The sequence below is a fragment of the Pedobacter gandavensis genome (assembly GCF_032678465.1).
Taxonomy (GTDB): domain Bacteria; phylum Bacteroidota; class Bacteroidia; order Sphingobacteriales; family Sphingobacteriaceae; genus Pedobacter; species Pedobacter gandavensis_B.
In genome coordinates this window covers 1-19799 of sequence record NZ_JAVTSK010000014.1, presented here as the reverse complement: position 1 = coordinate 19799, position 19799 = coordinate 1, and the positions used below count along the sequence as shown (strand labels likewise).

Annotated in this window: 19 protein-coding genes; 11 read left to right on the top strand and 8 right to left on the bottom strand. The window is 39.6% G+C overall.

Annotation, left to right across the window (positions count from 1 at the left end; all coding sequences use genetic code 11):
* Positions 1 to 182 precede the first annotated feature (182 nt).
* Positions 183 to 635, bottom strand: a complete 453-nt coding sequence (locus R2Q94_RS20285; RefSeq protein ID WP_316823315.1) for a hypothetical protein — start codon at positions 633 to 635, stop codon at positions 183 to 185.
* Positions 636 to 877: 242 nt separating this feature from the next.
* On the opposite strand from R2Q94_RS20285, the gene sucD reads away from it, so the two are divergent.
* The 9 genes from sucD to R2Q94_RS20240 all read left to right on the top strand — a co-directional run bounded on the left by sucD (position 878) and on the right by R2Q94_RS20240 (position 11211).
* On the top strand, positions 878 to 1750 hold the full coding sequence (gene sucD, locus R2Q94_RS20280; RefSeq protein WP_316823314.1) for a succinate--CoA ligase subunit alpha: 873 nt from the start codon (positions 878 to 880) through the stop codon (positions 1748 to 1750).
* Between the two features lie 140 nt (positions 1751 to 1890).
* Positions 1891 to 2370 carry a methionine-R-sulfoxide reductase gene (locus R2Q94_RS20275; protein ID WP_316823407.1) on the top strand — a complete coding sequence of 160 codons (480 nt, stop codon included), beginning with the start codon at positions 1891 to 1893 and terminating at the stop codon, positions 2368 to 2370.
* A gap of 109 nt (positions 2371 to 2479) precedes the next feature.
* Complete coding sequence (locus R2Q94_RS20270; RefSeq protein ID WP_316823313.1) at positions 2480 to 2878, top strand: septal ring lytic transglycosylase RlpA family protein; 399 nt, start codon at positions 2480 to 2482, stop codon at positions 2876 to 2878.
* 381 nt (positions 2879 to 3259) lie between these two features.
* Positions 3260 to 4234, top strand: a complete 975-nt coding sequence (locus R2Q94_RS20265; protein ID WP_316823312.1) for a ribonucleoside-diphosphate reductase small subunit — start codon at positions 3260 to 3262, stop codon at positions 4232 to 4234.
* A gap of 109 nt (positions 4235 to 4343) precedes the next feature.
* A complete protein-coding gene (locus R2Q94_RS20260) occupies positions 4344 to 6722 on the top strand; it encodes a ribonucleoside-diphosphate reductase subunit alpha (protein WP_316823311.1) in 2379 nt (792 codons plus the stop codon).
* A gap of 514 nt (positions 6723 to 7236) precedes the next feature.
* On the top strand, positions 7237 to 7440 hold the full coding sequence (locus tag R2Q94_RS20255; RefSeq protein WP_316823310.1) for a cysteine-rich CWC family protein: 204 nt from the start codon (positions 7237 to 7239) through the stop codon (positions 7438 to 7440).
* 108 nt (positions 7441 to 7548) lie between these two features.
* On the top strand, positions 7549 to 8292 hold the full coding sequence (gene fabG, locus R2Q94_RS20250; RefSeq protein WP_316823309.1) for a 3-oxoacyl-[acyl-carrier-protein] reductase: 744 nt from the start codon (positions 7549 to 7551) through the stop codon (positions 8290 to 8292).
* Between the two features lie 210 nt (positions 8293 to 8502).
* Complete coding sequence (locus R2Q94_RS20245) at positions 8503 to 10587, top strand: hypothetical protein (protein ID WP_316823308.1); 2085 nt, start codon at positions 8503 to 8505, stop codon at positions 10585 to 10587.
* A 12-nt stretch (positions 10588 to 10599) separates the two neighbouring features.
* Entirely contained in the window at positions 10600 to 11211 is a 612-nt protein-coding gene (locus R2Q94_RS20240) for a trimeric intracellular cation channel family protein (protein WP_316823307.1), read from the top strand.
* On the opposite strand, the gene R2Q94_RS20235 is transcribed toward R2Q94_RS20240, so the two are convergent.
* From R2Q94_RS20235 to carA, 6 genes are all read right to left on the bottom strand, one after another.
* The gene (locus tag R2Q94_RS20235) at positions 11208 to 11507 is read right to left on the bottom strand and encodes an FtsB family cell division protein (RefSeq protein WP_316823306.1); all 300 of its coding nucleotides are present in this window, start codon (positions 11505 to 11507) and stop codon (positions 11208 to 11210) included. The two genes, R2Q94_RS20240 and R2Q94_RS20235, sit on opposite strands and share 4 nt — an antisense overlap.
* Before the next feature lie 200 nt (positions 11508 to 11707).
* Positions 11708 to 13003, bottom strand: a complete 1296-nt coding sequence (eno, locus tag R2Q94_RS20230) for a phosphopyruvate hydratase (RefSeq protein WP_316823305.1) — start codon at positions 13001 to 13003, stop codon at positions 11708 to 11710.
* Between the two features lie 162 nt (positions 13004 to 13165).
* Positions 13166 to 13849: an aquaporin Z gene (gene aqpZ / locus R2Q94_RS20225; protein WP_316823304.1), complete on the bottom strand. Its 684-nt coding sequence runs from the start codon at positions 13847 to 13849 to the stop codon at positions 13166 to 13168.
* Positions 13850 to 14150: 301 nt separating this feature from the next.
* On the bottom strand, positions 14151 to 15242 hold the full coding sequence (locus R2Q94_RS20220; RefSeq protein ID WP_316823303.1) for an ABC transporter permease: 1092 nt from the start codon (positions 15240 to 15242) through the stop codon (positions 14151 to 14153).
* A gap of 9 nt (positions 15243 to 15251) precedes the next feature.
* Positions 15252 to 16022, bottom strand: coding sequence for an ABC transporter ATP-binding protein (locus R2Q94_RS20215; protein ID WP_316823302.1), 771 nt, complete (start codon positions 16020 to 16022; stop codon positions 15252 to 15254).
* A 99-nt stretch (positions 16023 to 16121) separates the two neighbouring features.
* Positions 16122 to 17234, bottom strand: a complete 1113-nt coding sequence (gene carA, locus R2Q94_RS20210; protein WP_316823301.1) for a glutamine-hydrolyzing carbamoyl-phosphate synthase small subunit — start codon at positions 17232 to 17234, stop codon at positions 16122 to 16124.
* A gap of 285 nt (positions 17235 to 17519) precedes the next feature.
* Between carA and panB the strand changes: the two genes are divergently transcribed.
* Positions 17520 to 18335 (top strand): 3-methyl-2-oxobutanoate hydroxymethyltransferase, encoded by an 816-nt coding sequence (panB, locus tag R2Q94_RS20205; protein ID WP_316823300.1) that lies wholly within the window; start codon positions 17520 to 17522, stop codon positions 18333 to 18335.
* Positions 18336 to 18393: 58 nt separating this feature from the next.
* Entirely contained in the window at positions 18394 to 19080 is a 687-nt protein-coding gene (locus tag R2Q94_RS20200) for an RluA family pseudouridine synthase (RefSeq protein ID WP_316823299.1), read from the top strand.
* A gap of 113 nt (positions 19081 to 19193) precedes the next feature.
* On the opposite strand, the gene R2Q94_RS20195 is transcribed toward R2Q94_RS20200, so the two are convergent.
* Positions 19194 to 19685, bottom strand: coding sequence for a hypothetical protein (locus tag R2Q94_RS20195; protein WP_316823298.1), 492 nt, complete (start codon positions 19683 to 19685; stop codon positions 19194 to 19196).
* Positions 19686 to 19799: the final 114 nt, after the last annotated feature.

The window sequence follows — 19799 nt, the reverse complement described above, 5'->3', positions numbered from 1 at the left end:
TTGTGGTAGAGGAGTAGTGTCGGTTAGTGGGTTTGCAGTAAGGCTTTTCCAGGGCTTAGCTAGGGCTTTGTAGGGTCTTCTGCCCTTTCAAACCCTGTTGGCTACGCTGACTGCCTACACGGATCCATAAAGCCTTCCGTAGGTCATCGGGGCTTCAGGGCAGATTTTTGAAGAAATATGTTTTAATTTCCGGAAGGGAGCATCTGCTCTTCATGAACCACCACACTGATCGTTTTGTCTAGTTTAATCGTATGGATCACTTTTGTTCTTTCGCTATAAACCACAACTTTATTTTCATCTAAATACTGAATGAGTTTATAAGGCTCCGAAACCTGTACGAATCTCCATTGCGTGTAAAACTGTTCTGTAAGTTCTTTTTCATTGGGTAGATAAGTGATGGCAATTTCTACATCAGTTATTTTATCGATGAAAAAGGATGCATTGCTGGTCAGTACTTTTTTTGCAGCAGGTGCTTCCTGAAATTCTTTAATCGTCAATTGTCTAAGGATGTTGGACGGTTGCGTAGGGTTCCTGTTAATGACTTCTACGATGAGGTTGTTCACTTCATTTTTGGTGCTGAGGAATTTCCCGTTTCCTATGTTGATGATTTTAAATACAATACTTAGGGGCTGCATGCTGGATTTTGTTATTTTCTGTAAAGAAAGTGGTATTTGTCTTCACTAACAAAAAAAATGTGATAATGGCCATTTTATAGGATGGATCGCCCTTTATTGAATTATAGTTGTTATTTATCTGAGCTTTCAAAAGAAAACAAAAATGATTGGCATAAAAAATCAAAATCCTTTGTAATAAAAATGGTAATGAATTTGACAATCCATTTCAATTAGCTTAGATTTGCACAAAAAAAATTAGATACATGAGTGTTTTAGTAAATAAGGATTCAAAAGTTATTGTTCAGGGTTTTACTGGAAATGAGGGTACTTATCATGCCTCTCAAATGATAGATTACGGAACTAACGTTGTTGGTGGTGTAACGCCAGGCAAAGGTGGCCAGACTCATTTGGAAAGGCCCGTATTTAATACGGTAAAGGATGCGGTTGATCAAGCCGGTGCCAATGTATCTATCATTTTTGTTCCGCCAGCTTTTGCTGCAGATGCCATTATGGAAGCTGCTGAAGCAGGCATTAAAGTGATTGTTTGTATTACTGAAGGTATCCCTACAAAGGATATGATTCAGGTAAAAGAATATATTTCTGACAGAGATTGCCGTTTAATCGGTCCAAACTGTCCAGGTATCATTACTGCTGATGAGGCAAAAATCGGTATCATGCCAGGTTTTATCTTCAAAAAAGGTTCAGTAGGTGTGGTTTCAAAATCCGGTACTTTAACTTATGAGGCAGTAGATCAGGTAGTAAAAGCAGGTTTAGGTATTACTACTGCAATCGGTATCGGTGGTGATCCAATCATTGGAACTACTACTAAAGAAGCGGTTGAATTGTTAATGAACGATCCTGAAACTGAAGGTATCATCATGATTGGTGAAATCGGTGGTGGTATGGAAGCTGAAGCAGCGCTTTGGATCAAAGAACATGGTACTAAACCTGTTGTTGGTTTCATCGCTGGTCAGACTGCGCCTCCGGGACGTAGAATGGGCCATGCTGGTGCAATCGTTGGTGGCGAAGATGATACTGCTGCTGCAAAAATGAAAATTATGGCTGAGTGTGGTATCCGTGTAGTAGAAAGTCCTGCTGAAATCGGTGAAGCAATGGCTGCTTTATTGAAGAAATAATAAGATCTTCTTGTATAAATTAAAAGCTCTGGTGAATTTTCATCGGAGCTTTTTTTATTTAAGGATGACTGTATTATGGCATTAAAGCAAAACTTTAATCATGCTTTGGCCGTATATTGTATAAAATAGAAGAGATGCAAATGAAAGCCCTGATCAACAAAACATTTATGCTGCTCGCTTTAATAGCGATCACTAGTTTAACGGCCTGCGCACAAAGAGAGAAGAAAGAACAAGCCCCTAAAACAAGCAAGAATATGAATTGGAATAAATTAACCAAGGAAGAAGAAGATGTGATCGTTCGTAAGGGAACGGAATATCCGGGAACAGGAAAACTGCTCAATAACAAAGAAAAAGGAACCTATGTCTGCAGAAGATGTAATGCCCCTTTGTTTCGATCGGAAAATAAATTTGAATCAGAATGTGGTTGGCCTAGTTTCGATGATGAGATTAAAGGAGCAGTAGAAAGAATTCCTGATGCAGATGGTATGCGTACCGAGATTGTATGTGCAAATTGTAAAGCACATCTTGGTCATGTGTTTATTGGCGAAGGCTTCACCAACAAGAATACAAGGAACTGTGTGAACTCCATTTCTATGGCATTTATTCCTGATAAGAAATAATCGAATTTTTGGTGAAATTAACATAACGCTCAGTGATAACTTACTGGGCGTTTCTTGTTTTTCCGGAAAGAGTTTGCTTATGTTTGTCCTTTCACCAACAATTGTAAATATGAAGTATTGCTTATTTTTATGTTTGATGTTGTCTTTTACAGGCATTTCTGCCGAGGTAGACAACCCCAACGAAACAATAAAAGCGGATACAACGGTACGCACAAAAACAGGTTATGCAACTTATTATGCAAGGAAATTTGAAGGTCGCCGGACCACCAGTGGAACGAGGTACCGGGCGCATAAAATGACCGCAGCACACCTATCTTTACCCTTCGGTACAATTGTTACAGTCAAAAACCTATCCAATGGTAAAACTGTAGATGTAAAGGTCAACGACAGAGGTCCGCATAGCAAAAAATACATCATCGATCTTTCTGCGGGAGCAGCAAAAAAATTAGGCTTCTACAGCAAGGGCCATTCAAAAGTAGAAATCAGCTACCAGTTGTATTCGGAATAATCAGAGGTAATTCTACAAAAATTTATATCCCCTTATTTATTCACATCGTTTTCATAGGATTGAAAATGAGAAAAAGAAATGAATACCAAAATTCAAGGTAATTCCTGTGTCAATTTCTGAACACCTTGTTGATAAATATGACCGCTTGTTAACAACTATTGTAAGCAAATTCTGGCACCATACTTTATATTTGTTATTACAAAGTTCATTAGTAAATCACGTCCGTACTTCCGGTTAAAGATCTAATATTTAGTTGTTTAAAATTGTTTGAAGCAAAGTTGCCTTTCATCTTTTCTAAACCAGGTATCGATTTTCTGGCGATTGGGATTTCACTGAGCTTTTAAATTATTCTATACATTTATCCTTATTAAAAAGATGCTTATGCAAGAAGAAGAAGTATTATTAAAAGAAAACAAAGATCGTTTTGTTCTTTTGCCAATTAAATATCCTGAAATCTGGGAAATGTATAAAAAGAGTGAAGCTAGTTTCTGGACTGCGGAAGAAATCGATCTTTCAGATGACCAGAAGCATTGGGACAATCTGAATGATGGTGAAAGACATTTCATTTCTCATATTCTTGCCTTCTTCTCGGCAAGTGATGGCATCGTAAATGAAAACCTTGCTGTAAACTTTATGAGTGAGGTACAACTTCCGGAAGCGCGTTGCTTTTATGGTTTCCAGATCATGATGGAAAACATTCATTCGGAAACTTATGCCTTGCTGATTGATACTTATATTAAAGATCCTGAAGAAAAAGACAGGCTATTCCATGCCATTGATACTGTTCCTTGTGTGAAAAGAAAAGCAGAATGGGCATTAAGATGGATTGAGAACGGTAGTTTTGCAGAGCGTTTAGTGGCATTCGCTGCAGTAGAAGGTATCTTCTTCAGTGGTAGTTTCTGCTCAATCTTCTGGTTGAAGAAACGTGGTCTGATGCCAGGACTGACCTTCAGTAATGAATTGATTTCAAGAGACGAAGGTTCGCATTGCGAATTTGCCTGCTTATTGTATGGCATGTTGAAAAACAAACTAACTGAAGAGCAGGTACATGGAATCATCCGTGATGCAGTAGAAATCGAAAAAGAATTCGTAACGGATGCTTTGCCGGTAGCATTGATCGGAATGAACGCCAAACTGATGTCTCAATATATTGAGTTTGTTGCGGACAGGTGGTTGCAGGAGTTGGGTTATACCAAAATATACAATGCGACTAACCCATTCGATTTCATGGAGATGATTTCTCTACAGGGAAAAACAAACTTCTTTGAAAAAAGAGTAGGGGATTACCAAAAGAGTGGTGTCCTGACTTCAGCAGAAGATAAAGCGGCGGCTTTCTCTTTAGATGACGACTTTTAAACACTTCCTGTTTTTTACAGGATAGGAACCTAAAATAAATAATTGAAATTCGGTGCCTTCCCCGGGATCCTGACCAGCCCCGATCAGCACCTTTAAAAAGCTGAAAGATATGTTTGTAATAAAAAGAGATGGCCGTAAAGAAGCGGTTAGGTTTGATAAGATAACGGCTCGGATTGAGAAGTTATGTTATGGTTTTAATGTCGAATTGGTAGATCCGATTGATGTTGCTAAAAAGGTAATTGAAGGTTTATATGATGGAGTAACTACTTCTGAACTGGATAACCTTGCAGCAGAAACGGCCGCCTCTTTAACTACAAAACATCCTGATTATGCTTTGCTGGCTTCCCGCATTGCGGTATCTAACTTACATAAGAATACCACGAAGTCGTTTTCAAAAACGATGGAGAGCCTATACCTGTATATTGATGCGAAGACTGGAAAATCAGCTTCCCTGATTGCAGATGACGTTTGGGAGGTGATTAAAGAAAATGCTGATATCCTGGATAGCACCATTATCTATGACAGAGATTTTGGTTTCGATTATTTTGGTTTTAAAACACTGGAAAAATCTTACCTGTTGAAAATTGAAGGTCAGATCGTAGAACGTCCTCAACATTTGTTCATGAGAGTTTCTGTAGGTATTCATAAAGGTGATATCGACAGTGTGATCAAGACTTATAACCTGATGAGTGAGCGTTGGTTTACACATGCTACGCCAACCTTATTCAATGCAGCTACTCCAAAGCCTCAGATGTCTTCCTGCTTCTTATTGACGATGCAGGATGATAGTATTGAAGGTATCTATGATACCTTAAAACAAACCGCTAAAATTTCTCAGAGTGCAGGTGGTATTGGATTGAGTATTCACAATATCCGCGCTACAGGCTCTTATATCGGTGGTACAAATGGTACCAGTAATGGTATCGTGCCCATGCTTAAAGTATTCAATGATACGGCACGTTATGTAGATCAGGGTGGTGGTAAACGTAAAGGAGCTTTTGCAATTTATTTAGAGCCTTGGCATGCAGATGTATTCAGTTTCCTTGACCTGCGTAAAAACCATGGTAAAGAAGAATTACGTGCGCGTGATTTGTTCTATGCATTATGGATTTGTGATTTATTCATGAAACGTGTAGAAGAAGATGGGGAATGGAGTTTATTCTGCCCACATGAAGCACCAGGATTAGCAGATTGTTTCGGTGAAGAATTTGAAGCGCTTTATGAGCGTTATGAAGCAGAAGGTAAAGCCCGTAAAACGATTAAAGCTCAGGAATTGTGGTTCGCCATCCTGGATTCACAAATTGAAACTGGTACACCTTATTTGTTGTATAAAGATGCTGCCAACGGCAAATCTAATCAGCAGAACCTGGGAACTATTAAAAGTTCTAACTTGTGTACAGAGATCATTGAGTATACTTCTAAAGACGAAGTTGCTGTATGTAATTTGGCTTCATTGGCATTACCTAGATATGTAATTAACGGTGAGTTTGACCACCAAAAATTATACGATGTTACTTATCAGGCAACTTTAAACCTGAATAAGATCATCGATTATAACTATTACCCTGTTGAAGAGGCTAAAAACTCTAATATGCGCCACAGACCAATTGGATTGGGTGTTCAGGGATTAGCAGATGCCTTTATCTTAATGCGTTTACCTTTTGAAAGTGAAGGTGCCCGTCAATTGAATAAAGAAATCTTCGAAACAATTTATTTTGCGGCAATGACTGCTTCTCATGACCTTGCAGTTGTTAACGGTCCTTACGAGACTTTCAAAGGATCTCCTTTGTCGGAAGGTAAGTTCCAGTTCGACCTTTGGAATGTAACGCCAGACAGCAACCGTTGGGATTGGGAAACACTACGTAAAAACGTAGTTAAAAATGGCGCCTATAACTCGCTGTTGGTTGCCCCAATGCCTACTGCTTCTACTTCTCAGATCTTAGGAAACAATGAGTGCTTCGAGCCTTATACTTCTAACATCTACACTAGAAGGGTGTTGAGTGGTGAATTCATCGTGGTGAACAAACACTTATTGAAAGATCTTGTGGCTTTAGGTTTGTGGACTCCGGCAATGAAAGACAGAATTATTCTTGCGAATGGTTCGATTCAGGATATTGCTGAGATTCCGGATTATATCAAAGAATTGTATAAAACAGTTTGGGAGATTAAAATGCGTAGTATTATTGATATGGCAGCCGACAGAGGGGCTTACATTTGTCAGTCGCAATCATTAAACCTGTTCATCAATGCGCCTAATACTTCGAAACTGACTTCAATGCACTTCTACGCATGGAAAAAAGGATTGAAAACAGGTATGTACTATTTACGTACGCAAGCTGCTTCTCAGGCTGTTAAATTTACAGTAGAAAATCAGGCTGGTAAAAATATGGAGCCGGTAATTCCTGCACATATTGATCAGGTAGTGGAAGAAATTACTGACGGGCCGGTTTGTTCTATGGAAGAAGGCTGTATCAGCTGCTCAGGTTAATTCCTGCTTAAACTTATAAATCATCAGGGCTAAGCTTCAATACTTAGCCCTTTTTTATTCCCTTTCAATTTGAGTTATCCACACACTGCTTTTCTGTTCTGCACAGATTGTCCACAGTCGTGTCTATTGTTTTACACATTAGGGTGGTGATTATACACCATTATCCACTTTTTTTAATGGATTCTTAACAGGTTCTCCACTTGTTCCCCACAGCTTACTAACAGGTTTTACACAGGCTTGTCCACAATATTTCCCATATCAGGATTTGATAGTGATCCTGTTTTCCACAGTTATTTGAGACTTATCCACGGGATTCTAAAGTTGTTCACAGGTTACTCACAGGGATGCCTAAGGTTACAAACAGTTTGTCCACCGGCTACCAACAGGTTCCCAACGTGTTTCCCACAGGTTCTGCACAGGGTTATCCACATGCTTTTTGACTGTAAATAAGGTGTTTGTCATATTTATTAACGTTTATACACCTTAATCTACGATCTCGTATCTTTGTCATATAATGGCCAAACACGAAATAATTCCATGCGAGCGTTGCGGTACACCCATAGAGTGTAAGGCCAATTCCTACACGAAATGTCAGTGTAGCGTGGTACAATTGAACCTGAATGAAGTGCAATACATCAGTGAGCAGTTTGAAAGCTGTCTATGTGCGAAATGTTTATTCGAACTTCAACAGGAATATAAGGACATGGTATCCGCTTAGAAATTATATTTTCTGCTAACTTTGCTTCATAGAATTCTAAATCTACAGGAGATCAGGGATCTATTGGAGAAGGAACGAAGTATAAAACATTAACCAAACATATTTATAATGAAATTATTAGAAGGAAAAACAGCATTGATCACTGGTGCCTCAAAAGGAATCGGTCGTAAGATCGCAGAGAAATTTGCAGAGCAAGGTGCAAACGTTGCTTTTACTTACCTGTCTTCTGTTGAGAAGGGTCAGGCATTAGAGCAAGAGCTGCAGAGCTTCGGTACCACAGTTAAAGGTTACCGCTCAGATGCTTCCAAATTTGATGAGGCAGAACAACTGATCAATAACATCGTTGCAGATTTCGGTGCACTGGATATCGTAGTGAACAATGCAGGGATTACAAAAGACGGTTTATTGATGCGTATGAGTGAAGAAAACTGGGATGAGGTCATCAATGTGAACCTTAAATCTGTATTTAATGTATCTAAAGCTGCTTCTAAAGTGATGATGAAAGCCCGTAAAGGTTCAATTATCAATATGAGTTCTGTAGTAGGTGTTCAAGGAAACGCAGGACAGGCGAATTATGCGGCTTCTAAAGCGGGTATCATCGGTTTCTCTAAATCTTTGGCGAAAGAGTTGGGTTCACGTAACATTCGTACGAATGTGGTAGCTCCAGGTTTCATTCGCACTGAAATGACAGATGTCCTGGATCCAAAAGTAGTAAAGGGATGGGAAGAAGGAATTCCATTGAAAAGAGCTGGTGAGCCGGAAGATGTTGCAAATGTTTGCGTGTTTTTAGCTTCAGATATGAGTGCTTACGTAACAGGACAGGTATTGTCAGTTTGCGGAGGTATGTTGTAAGCATATTTTAAGGCGCTTTTGGCGCATTAAAGAATTTAAAAAGGAGTATCGGTATTCTGGCTGAAAATTTTTACACGAAAGGGTAAAATTCTGATGCCTTCTTACAGATACTCCTTTTTTATGCCTAAAAAGTAAATCTCTATCCTGCACCGGTTTTATGGAAATAATTTGTTTTTATTTTTTAAAATTTAGCATCTTAGCCCTATACTTATGGGTAATTCTTTTAATTTTTATACGATACTGTCGCTGATCGGCTGTCTGCTACTTGGATTGCTATTTGCTTATGTCGCTTATCGTAAAACAGCGCATTTGGAGCCTAAACTCAGATGGTTTCTGGCTGCGGTCAGGGCAGTGGTGATTGCGATGATTACTGGATTATTGTTTTTCCCCTTATTGAAAAACCTGAGCTACCAACTGGAGAAACCACTGATCATTATCGCCCAGGATAATTCGCTCTCTGTTGGCCATGTGCAAGCCTCAGGTTTTAATAAAGTAGGATATGAAAAAGAGCTACAGCAATTAAGAGATCAGCTTGCCGAAAAATATGAGCTCAAAGTTTATCATTTTAGTGATCGTATAGGAAAGGACTTTGACTTTAGTAACCAGGGTAAACTGAGCAATGCTACGGCGCTTTTTAACCGCTTAAATGACGAGTACCTGAATAGAAACGTTGGTGCAGTGATTCTGGCTTCAGACGGTATTTTTAACCGCGGAGGTAGCCCTTTGTATGATTTAAATAAATTAAAGGCACCTGTATATACCATTGCATTGGGAGATACAATTCCTAAGCGAGACCTCAAGATCGTTAATGTGAACCATAATAACCTGGTTTATCTGAATAATGATTTTACGATAGAGGTTCAGATAGAGGCTTTTGAAAGTAAAGCTGAACTGGCAAAATTAAAGGTATTTGAAAATGGAAAGCAGTTGCAGGAGCAATCAGTAGCGATTAACAGTGATGCTTTTGCGCTTACTGTTCCACTGAAATTAAAAGCCACAAAGTTAGGATTGCAAAAGTATAGTATTCAGTTGAGTCCACTGGCAGCTGAAATTTCTGAAAAAAATAATACACAACAGATTTTTATAGAAGTGATTGATGCCCGGCAGAAGGTATTGATTGCCGCTGGAGGTCCACATCCAGACCTGTCGGTCATTAAACAGGCCCTGAGTAGCAATAAAAATTACGATTTAAAAGTTGCGTTAGGCGAAGAGTTGAATGCTTTGAAACCCAATGATTACGGTTTGATGATTTTATATCAGTTACCTGATGTACAACGCAGTGCTGCCGCTTTTATGGGTAAGATATCACAGCTGAATGTGCCGGTATGGTATATTGTTGCTGCGCAGACAGATGTTAACCGTTTCAATTCATTGCAAAAGCTAGTGAGTATTAACGGAGCGGGCAGTAATATTCAGGAAGCTTTTCCGATAGTGAATGCTGATTTTACCAGCTTTGCTATTGATCCGGCCTCGGTTAAAGTGATTGAAGATTTTGATCCTTTACTGGCTCCGTTTGGAAAGGTGCTGGTAAATGGGACAGCTTCTGTCGCATTAAAACAGAGGATTGGAAAGATTAAAACAGATGCTCCGCAATTGTTTTTTGTGAATGATAATGGAAGGAAATCTGGCTACCTGCTGGGAGAGGGGCTTTGGCGCTGGAAATTGTCGGAAGCCAGGGATGGCCAGGGAAGTACTGTCATAAATGATCTCATTTCAAAAACTGTGCAATATCTGGCTGTGAAAGACGACAAACGTAAGTTTAAGGTTGCTCCATCGAAAAGCAGCTTCGAGGAAAATGAGAACATATTGTTTAATGCGGTACTGTATAATGATAGTTATGTGTCAGTCAACACACCAGAGGTAAGTATGCAGATCAAAAATGAAGATGGGAAGCTCTATAATTTTCTATTTTCAAGAACAGGTACTACTTATCAACTCGATGCGGGAATGCTACCTGCCGGGAATTATACTTTTATTGCCAGTACAAATTTAGGTGATCAGAAATATCAGTCTCATGGTGCTTTCTATGTCAACAACATGATTGCGGAGTATCAGCAGACGATTGCTAATCACCAGTTATTGAATAATATGAGCTTACAGACTAATGGTAAGCTATATATGCCGGAAAATCTGTTAAAAATCCAGGAGGAGATTGAGAAGAATGATCATATCAAAACCCTGAGTTATGAAGACCTTAAATATGAGGAGCTGATTAATTTTAAATGGTTGTTTGCGATGATCATCTTATTGCTTAGCTTGGAGTGGTTTTTCAGAAAGAGAAACGGCGAAATTTAATCCCTATAGTTTATGCAGATTGGTACAATGGAAACCATAGAGGTATTAGGTACGGTTGCTTTTGCAATTTCGGGCTCCTTTGCGGCCATGCAGAGAAGACTTGATCCTTTTGGGGTGTTGATCATTGCATTTGTGACCTCCATTGGTGGAGGTACTGTTAGAGATATGTTGCTGGGGGATACTCCGGTAGCCTGGATGAGAGATGTAAACTATTGTTTGCTGATTTTGATCACCTCATTGGCAACCATTTTTTTTAAAACACACATCAAGAAATTTAAAGTCACACTTTTCCTATTCGACTCACTGGGCTTAGGTCTGTTTACGATGCTTGGGATACAGAAAGGCATTAACTTCGGACTTAGTCCGGGGATCTGTATTGCATTAGGAACTATAACCGGTTGCTTTGGTGGGGTAATTAGAGATACGCTCTTAAATACGATCCCATTGATCTTCAGGAAGGAAATTTATGCTACTACCTGCATATTGGGCGGTTCATTGTATTTTGGCCTTAAATATTACAAGATGGAGGATGACATGGCCAACATTGTAGTGATCGCCTTTATCTTTATATTGAGGGTAGTGGTGGTAAAATATAAACTTACCTTACCTAAATTTGGCTATTAGTTTTTAGGTGCTTCCTTTACAATCACAAAAACATCTTCATTGTCTTTTTTCATGAAGTATTTCTCGCGTGCAAATTTTTCGGCCATATTCAGATTGGTGCTCAGTTCGTTCAGGTCTTTCTTCACCTTGGCGGTTTCCTTTTCATAGAAATCTTTTTCTTCCTGAAGTTTATGAACTTCAGAGCGGAATTCATATTGAGACACCATGTCATTCCTGTCAAAAAATAACATCCAGACCATGAAAGCTGCCACAGACAGGAAATATTTATTACGTATCAATTCCAGCAAACGTTCCATGCTACAAATATATAAACATATGAAAGTATAAAGCTATGAAAATACGAACATATGTTCAAAAGATTGCTTAAAGGGGAGGAATAATGTGACTTTGCCTAAAAGCAAAAAAAGATCCGGAGGTTTAAATCTCCGGATCTTTTTTTGGGGATGTACAGTACATTATATTGAATACATCCGGCTTAAAACATTTAGCTATTTGATTATTTTTTCAAATATTTAAAGTCTTTACCAATGAAACGTGCAGCAGAACCTAGTTCTTCTTCAATACGCAACAATTGGTTGTATTTTGCAATCCTGTCTGAACGGGAAGCAGAACCGGTTTTAATCTGACCACAGTTTAATGCTACCGCTAAATCTGCAATCGTAGTATCTTCAGTCTCTCCACTTCTATGGCTCATTACAGAAGTATAGCCATTGGTTTGTGCCAGGCTTACTGCATTGATTGTTTCTGTTAAAGTACCGATTTGGTTTACTTTTACTAAGATAGAGTTTGCAGTTTTCTTATCGATACCATCTTGTAAACGAGTTACGTTAGTTACGAACAAGTCATCACCAACCAACTGAACGCGGTCGCCAACTCTGTCTGTTAACATTTTCCATCCAGCCCAGTCGTTCTCATCCATACCATCTTCAATAGAGATAATTGGATATTTTTCAGTTAACTGCGCAAGGTATTCTGCCTGCTCAGCACTTGAACGGATTGCACCTTTCTCACCTTCAAATTTAGTATAGTCGTATTTACCATCTTTGTAGAACTCAGATGCTGCACAGTCAAATGCCAGGAAGATTTGCTCTCCTGCTTTGTAACCAGCTTTCTCAATCGCTTTGATGATGGTTTCAACAGCATCTTCAGTACTGTCGAATGTTGGTGCAAAACCACCTTCATCACCTACAGCTGTAGAAAGACCTCTGTCATGTAAGATTGCTTTTAAGTTATGGAAAACTTCTGTTCCCCATCTTAATGCTTCAGAGAAAGAAGATGCACCTACTGGCATGATCATAAATTCCTGGAAAGCAATCGGAGCATCAGAGTGAGATCCACCATTCACGATGTTCATCATCGGAATAGGTAAGATGTTTGCATTTACACCACCGATATAACGGTATAAAGGCTGACGGCTCTCCTGAGCTGCTGCTTTAGCAACGGCTAAAGAAACACCTAAAATCGCATTTGCGCCTAAGTTTGCTTTGTTGTCTGTTCCATCAAGTTTGATCATTAAGCTGTCGATTGCATTTTGTTCAAATACATCAATACCTCTTAATTCATCAGCGATTTTATCATTTACATTGGCAACGGCCTTTAAAACACCTTTACCCAAATACACAGACTTATCGTTATCACGAAGCTCTACCGCTTCATGCATACCTGTTGAAGCACCAGAAGGTACTGCAGCACGACCAAGAACGCCATTTTCGGTCATTACATCTACTTCAATAGTAGGATTTCCTCTTGAATCGAGGATTTGTCTGGCACGAACATCAATTATTAAACTCATTTTTATTGGATTTTATTTTGTTAGTCAGCCTTAGTGTAAAACTTACAATTACTATGGCGATATCCAAAGTTAAAAATTAAACACAAAAAAGTCGTAATTAATTTAATTACGACTTTTAAAATCTTATTGTCTTCTTTTATAGTGCTTTATGAGCTGCTTTGATTAGGGTTTAGTAGCAAAAACAGCTTTGTAGACCAATCCGGCGAGTAATGCCCCGGCGATGGGGGCTACCCAAAACAACCACAGTTGTCCGATGGCTTCTCCACCAACAAATAAGGCCTGGCTGGTGCTTCTTGCTGGATTTACCGAGGTATTGGTAACCGGAATACTGATCAGGTGGATGAGTGTTAAGCTCAATCCGATGGCCAAACCGGCAAAACCTTTAGGAGCTCTGTCGTCTGTAGCACCCAAAATAACGAGTAAAAAGATGAAGGTCATTACAACTTCGCAAAGTAGGGCTGCGGTCATGCTGTACTTCCCTGGAGAATGATCCCCATAGCCATTGGTCGCGAAACTACCAATATCGCTGCCATTGCCTGTGGCAATACCATACAGCACAGCCGCGGCGAGAATCCCACCTAGTACCTGGGAAACGATGTAAGGAATAAGGTCTTTGCCATCAAGACGCCCAGCCATCCACAATCCTACAGATACTGCGGGGTTGAAATGTGCACCAGAGATATGACCAACAGCATAAGCCATGGTCACTACGGTAAGGCCGAAAGCGAGGGCAACACCCAGAAATCCGATTCCGGCACCAGGGAAATTGCAGGCGAGTACAGCGCTTCCGCAACCGCCAAGAACCAGCCAGAAGGTTCCAATAAATTCTGCAGCAAGTTTTTTCATTTTTAAGAAGGTTAGATGGTTATGATATTTTATACTGAAATTTACCTAGATATTTTTAATATTCCTAATGTGGTTAATTGTGGTCTATTGTGCTGATGTTCAAATTGTTGTGTTGTTTGTATTTGCCCTGCCCAGGGGCTTTTTTAAAGAACGAAAATGCCTGCTGTGATGCGGAAATTCTGTATGATTTATGAAAATAAGGACAGCTGAGGTCATAAAAAAAGCGTCCTCTTTTTAAAAGAACGCTTAAATGCTTTGTTATAAAGACAATTGTAGATGGCTTTCCCGATCTATAAATGGATTATTCCCATTTGAATACTTTAACTGCAAGGGCATAAATACCGATACCCCAAACGATCATAATCAGGATCTGATGTTTTACATCCCATAATCCAGCACCTTCAAAAGCAACTTTTCTCATTGCATCGTTAAGGTAAGTCAGCGGTAATGCTCTGCTGATGGGTTGCAACCATTCTGGAAAAGCATCAATGGAGAAAAAAGTACCCGACAACAGGAATTGTGGCAAGGTAATGATATTGGAAATGGGAGGGATGGTGCTCTCACTTTTGGCGATCCCGGAAACCACGAAACCAAAACCCATAAATACGATCAGGCCAATGATGGCGAGTAATAACATATTGATTACGGTCACTGCGCCATGTACCAGGGTAAAATGAAAAAAGAAATGACCTACCAGGATAATAAATACGGCGCCTAATAAGGCAAAGCCGATTCTGGCAATTCCTTCACCAAATACAATACTTGATTTTCTCACTGGAGTGGCAAAGAAACGTTTGATCACTAAAGTCTGACGTAAATTGAAAAAGACAAAGGCAGTTCCGAAAACGCCGGTACTCAATAATGAAAAGCCAAGTTGTCCAGGCAGGATAAAGTCGATGGTACGATAAATACGGCCTTGAACAGTGCTTTCATTCAGTTCTGCCACGGTAGGCATCATATCTTTAGCATTTAAGTTGTACATCAGATTATGAATCAGTGACTTAAGGACGTTGCCTTTATCTACAGATGCGGAGGTGTATTCTACATTGGCTTTATAGGCTGGTTTCTCTTCCTTGTTCTTTTGGACATTGATGAGACCATCAATACTTCCTTTCTCCAGGCCATTTTTTATTTCCGAGGCATCTTTGTCTCTCAGCAGGTGTATTACCGGATTTTCTTCCAATGCCACAATAATCGGGTTATGAAGATCAGAGCCAGGTGCAATGGCCAGCTCTACTTTTAATCCCCCTTTACCTAAAAATCCAAATACCAGGATAAAGACCAATGGGAAGGCCAATGTAAACACAACGGCTGATGGGCTACGCATGATTGAACGAAAACTTGCTTTCGCAAGTGCCATGGTAGCTTTAGTATGATTGTAAGGTTTGCTCATTTGATTCTATTAATTGTCTTCGCGCCATTCTTTGCCAGTAAGTTGGATGAAAACATCCTCCAGATTGGCTTTTTTAACTTCTTTTTTTCTTTCAAAACCACTGTTGATCAATTGGTCTATCAGGTTGTCTGGCGTGTCCAGTGCGATAATTTCTCCACGTTCTACAAAGGCAACACGGTCGCAAAGTTGTTCCGCTTCATCCATATAGTGGGTGGTGAGCACTACGGTAGTCCCGCTTTTTCTGATCTCAATGATCAGGTCCCAGAGGTTACGTCTGGCTTGTGGGTCCAAACCTGTAGTTGGTTCATCCAGAAAGATGATTTTTGGTGCATTGATCAGCGTAGTGGCAATGGAAAAACGTTGTTTTTGTCCACCGGAAAGTGCTTTGTATTTGGCTTTTGCCTTGTCTTGCAGGTTTACCTTTTCCAGCATCTCCATTGGGTTGATGTCTACCCCATAAAGTCCGGAGAACAATTCCATCAATTCAACCAGGTTTAAATTGGGATAGTATCCCGCAGCCTGAAGCTGTACGCCAATGATTCTTTTGATCTTACTGGCTTCTTTATCTACATCATAACCATCTACAAGGATCTCTCCTGAAGTTTTCTCACGAAGGGTTTCTATGATTTCTAAAGTAGTTGTTTTTCCGGCTCCATTTGGACCTAGAAGTCCAAATATCTCGTTTTGATATACATCAAAGCTGATGCCTTGTACTGCGGTAAAGTCCTCATATTTTTTTACAAGGTTCTTTACACTAATGATGGCATTGGTGTTGTCCATACTATAAATGTAAGAAGGTTTAGAAGAATAGAAAACCTAATCCTGCTAAACCTTCGAATATAACGGTAAAATGATGTTTCGTAGAGAATTGGCGCTGAATTACCAGGCCAGATCGCTTTTGATCATTTCAAGGAAATCATCAAATAAGTAACGTGAGTCATGTGGACCTGGAGAAGACTCCGGGTGATATTGTACAGAGAATGCTTTTTTACCTTTCACACGGATACCTTCGATGCTTTGATCGTTCAGGTTTAAGTGTGTAATTTCTACTTTATCAGATTTTTTAACCTCTTCAGCAATCACACCGAAACCATGATTCTGAGAAGTTACTTCACAATGGTTTTTGATGATGTTTTTAACCGGGTGGTTTAATCCTCTGTGTCCGTTAAACATTTTCATGGTTCCAATGCCATTGGCTTCTGCCAATAACTGGTGACCTAAACAGATACCGAATAGTGGTTTATCTGCTGCCAGAATTTGTTTTACAGTTTCGATTGCATAAGGCATTGCTGATGGATCGCCAGGACCATTAGAGATAAAGTATCCGTCTGCATTCCATTTGTTCATTTCTTCGAAGCTGGTTTTAGCTGGGAATACCTGAACATACATATCTCTTGCCTCGAAGTTGCGAAGGATATTCTTCTTAATTCCAAGGTCTAATGCAGCAATTTTATAAGTTGCATCTGGGTTGCCATAGAAATAAGGTTCTTTAGTAGATACCTGAGAAGACAATTCCAGACCGTCCATAGATGGAACAGCTGATAATTTAGCTTTCAATTCTTCAAGATCAGTGATCTCAGAAGAGATGATACCGTTCATTGCACCTTTATTTCTGATGTGACGTACCAAAGCACGCGTATCAATATCTGAAATTCCTACAATGTTTTCATCTTGAAAATAGTCCTGAATTGATTCAGATGCTTCTTTACGGCTATAGCCTACGCTGTAGTTTTTACAAACCAAACCAGCGATTTTGATGCTGTCAGACTCAATTTCTTCTCTGTGGATTCCATAATTCCCAATATGTGCATTGGTGGTAACCATGATCTGTCCGAAGTAAGAAGGATCAGTGAAAATTTCCTGATATCCAGTCATTCCTGTATTGAAACAGATTTCTCCGGTTGTTGTGCCGATTTTTCCCGCAGCTTTTCCGTAGTAAACGGTGCCATCAGCCAATAACAAGATTGCAGGTAACTTGGTGTAGTTAGTCATTGTGTGTATAAAAATGAGAAATTATGGTGAAAAAAGAGAAAAACGATGGATTATGCGTGATTTTGATATCACTTCTGTAGTTAACAAATGTGCTGTTAAGTAACCCCTTCATTTCGGGATACAAAGATACATTTTTGAGGTTTTAAATCAAGGATTTTTTTTAGAATTTGAGTGAAGGGGATTTTGAGGCTTCTGCTGCTCCCTTGATTCTGTCACAAAAACAATTAAACTCGTTTAATTTCGGATGTAAAAAGTAATTTTGCCGAAACTAAAATATAAAAAACGATGTCTGTAAATAAAGAAGTAAAACGGATCACGACCCATATTTTGCAAGCTATGAAGCAAAATGGCGAAAAGATCGCGATGTTAACTGCTTACGACTATTCTATGGCAACCATCCTTGATGATGCTGGTTTAGATGTTTTATTGGTTGGAGATTCAGCTTCCAACGTAATGGCCGGTCATGAGACGACCTTACCAATTACTTTAGATCAAATGATCTATCACGCGCAATCGGTGGTAAGAGGTGCTTCACGTGCTTTAGTAGTGGTAGACCTTCCTTTTGGATCTTACCAGGGTAATTCTAAAGAAGCCTTGAGTTCTGCCATTAGAATTATGAAAGAATCCGGTGCTCATGCGGTGAAGCTGGAAGGTGGAACAGAGATCGTGGAATCGGTACAAAGAATTATTACTGCTGGAATTCCTGTAATGGGACATTTGGGATTAACTCCGCAGTCTATCTATAAATTCGGCACTTACACCGTTAGGGCAAAAGATGAAGCCGAAGCATTAAAATTGAAAACTGATGCGCTTGCTTTACAGGAAGCTGGATGTTTTGCATTGGTACTGGAAAAAATTCCAGCGAAACTGGGTAAAGAAGTATCAGCCTCTTTAGCTATTCCTACAATAGGAATTGGTGCAGGACCTGATTGCGACGGACAGGTTTTAGTGGTAAATGATATGATTGGCCTCACAAAAGGATTCAAACCTCGTTTCTTACGTCAATATGTGAACCTTTACGATGGTATTCTAAACGCCGCACAATCTTATATTAAGGATGTGAAGTCGAGCGATTTCCCGAATGAAAAAGAACAATATTAAGATGAGCGTAGTTTTAAATTTTTATAAGCAGGCCTTTAACAGGTCTATCTAACAACAGATGCCAATAACAGCAAAAGATATACTTTATGAAGACAATCATCTTATCGCGATTTGCAAGCGTGCAGGTGATATCGTACAAGTGGATGAAACAGGGGATGAGCCTCTGGATGAACAGGTAAAGAAATACCTTGCCAAAACCTATAATAAGCCTAACAGTGCTTTTTTAGGTGTGGTACATCGTTTAGATCGTCCGGTTAGCGGCGTGATTTTATTTGCGAAAACGAGTAAAGCATTGGAGCGGATGAATGCGGTTTTCAAAAATAGAGAGGTAAAGAAAACATATTGGGCCGTAGTGAGAAATAAACCAGCTAAGATTTCTGGTACTTTGGTACACTGGCTGGTAAAGAATCCTCAGAAGAACGTAGTGACTCCGCATAATACTGAAGTACCAGGCAGTCAGCGTGCAGAATTGAGCTATCGTCTGATCGGAGAACTGAATGGTTATTACCTGATAGAGGTAGATCCATTGACAGGAAGATCGCACCAGATCAGGGTGCAGCTTTCTACTATGGGCTGTCCGATTGTTGGGGATAACAAATATGGTTATCCAAGGGGAAGCAGAAAGGGCAGCATTTGCCTTCATGCCCGCCGACTACAGTTTATCCATCCGGTAAAAAAGGAACCTGTCAATATTTTCGCCAAGCTTCCTGTGGATGGCTTCTGGGAAAAGTTTGAAAATATGTAAATTAATATTCAGCACAAATGCCATAAGATTCATTTGCTGATTTAAATAAAACCCAATAAGATGGATCCTAAAACAGGGTTTAACTTATTGGGTTTTTTAGTATTTAACTTAGGCTATTGACAAGGTTTGGAGCTGAACACCACGTGATTATCGAATTTCAGCTTGCTTCGATCAATAAACACCATTTTTCCTTTGTCTTCTTTGACAGGTCCATAACCTTCATATAATTTGCCATCTTTTTTAAGCAGCACCAGTTCTCTGACAGACCTTAGGCCTTCAGAATCAAAAGTGTAGTCTGCGATAATCGTGTCGCCTTTCATCTCTCCGGCAAGTGTTCCTTTATTGGCGTCTTTTTCTGCAAATTTATAGTCTAGAAATCCGGTTAGTTCTTCTCCATCGATTCGCAATTGCATGGTGGCAGTATCTTTATTCTTTAGGTATTCATAGCAAGTGATGGAGTGTTCCGCTGCTTTGTTTGTTGCGCTGAAAGTGGTATCTAATGCGACCATAGCAGAAGAGTCTGACACTTTCTTCTCTGACTGGTTACTGGTACAGGAGGCCATCATGATCGCTAATCCTGCCAGGAATAAAATATGCTTGTTCATTTTTTCATAATTTGATGCGGGAGAAGACTGCAATTGGCTTGCCAAAAAGCGCGTTTCAAAAAACAAACAGGTTTAACAAGGGGCTAAAACAGAAAGAGGGCGACCATTAAAAAA

Coding starts and splice junctions, on each gene's coding strand:
- R2Q94_RS20285 (WP_316823315.1), bottom strand. CDS start 635: ATGCAGCCCCTAAGTATTGTATTTAAAATCATCAACATAGGAAACGGG.
- sucD (WP_316823314.1), top strand. CDS start 878: ATGAGTGTTTTAGTAAATAAGGATTCAAAAGTTATTGTTCAGGGTTTT.
- R2Q94_RS20275 (WP_316823407.1), top strand. CDS start 1,891: ATGAAAGCCCTGATCAACAAAACATTTATGCTGCTCGCTTTAATAGCG.
- R2Q94_RS20270 (WP_316823313.1), top strand. CDS start 2,480: ATGAAGTATTGCTTATTTTTATGTTTGATGTTGTCTTTTACAGGCATT.
- R2Q94_RS20265 (WP_316823312.1), top strand. CDS start 3,260: ATGCAAGAAGAAGAAGTATTATTAAAAGAAAACAAAGATCGTTTTGTT.
- R2Q94_RS20260 (WP_316823311.1), top strand. CDS start 4,344: ATGTTTGTAATAAAAAGAGATGGCCGTAAAGAAGCGGTTAGGTTTGAT.
- R2Q94_RS20255 (WP_316823310.1), top strand. CDS start 7,237: ATGGCCAAACACGAAATAATTCCATGCGAGCGTTGCGGTACACCCATA.
- fabG (WP_316823309.1), top strand. CDS start 7,549: ATGAAATTATTAGAAGGAAAAACAGCATTGATCACTGGTGCCTCAAAA.
- R2Q94_RS20245 (WP_316823308.1), top strand. CDS start 8,503: ATGGGTAATTCTTTTAATTTTTATACGATACTGTCGCTGATCGGCTGT.
- R2Q94_RS20240 (WP_316823307.1), top strand. CDS start 10,600: ATGCAGATTGGTACAATGGAAACCATAGAGGTATTAGGTACGGTTGCT.
- R2Q94_RS20235 (WP_316823306.1), bottom strand. CDS start 11,507: ATGGAACGTTTGCTGGAATTGATACGTAATAAATATTTCCTGTCTGTG.
- eno (WP_316823305.1), bottom strand. CDS start 13,003: ATGAGTTTAATAATTGATGTTCGTGCCAGACAAATCCTCGATTCAAGA.
- aqpZ (WP_316823304.1), bottom strand. CDS start 13,849: ATGAAAAAACTTGCTGCAGAATTTATTGGAACCTTCTGGCTGGTTCTT.
- R2Q94_RS20220 (WP_316823303.1), bottom strand. CDS start 15,242: ATGAGCAAACCTTACAATCATACTAAAGCTACCATGGCACTTGCGAAA.
- R2Q94_RS20215 (WP_316823302.1), bottom strand. CDS start 16,022: ATGGACAACACCAATGCCATCATTAGTGTAAAGAACCTTGTAAAAAAA.
- carA (WP_316823301.1), bottom strand. CDS start 17,234: ATGACTAACTACACCAAGTTACCTGCAATCTTGTTATTGGCTGATGGC.
- panB (WP_316823300.1), top strand. CDS start 17,520: ATGTCTGTAAATAAAGAAGTAAAACGGATCACGACCCATATTTTGCAA.
- R2Q94_RS20200 (WP_316823299.1), top strand. CDS start 18,394: ATGCCAATAACAGCAAAAGATATACTTTATGAAGACAATCATCTTATC.
- R2Q94_RS20195 (WP_316823298.1), bottom strand. CDS start 19,685: ATGAACAAGCATATTTTATTCCTGGCAGGATTAGCGATCATGATGGCC.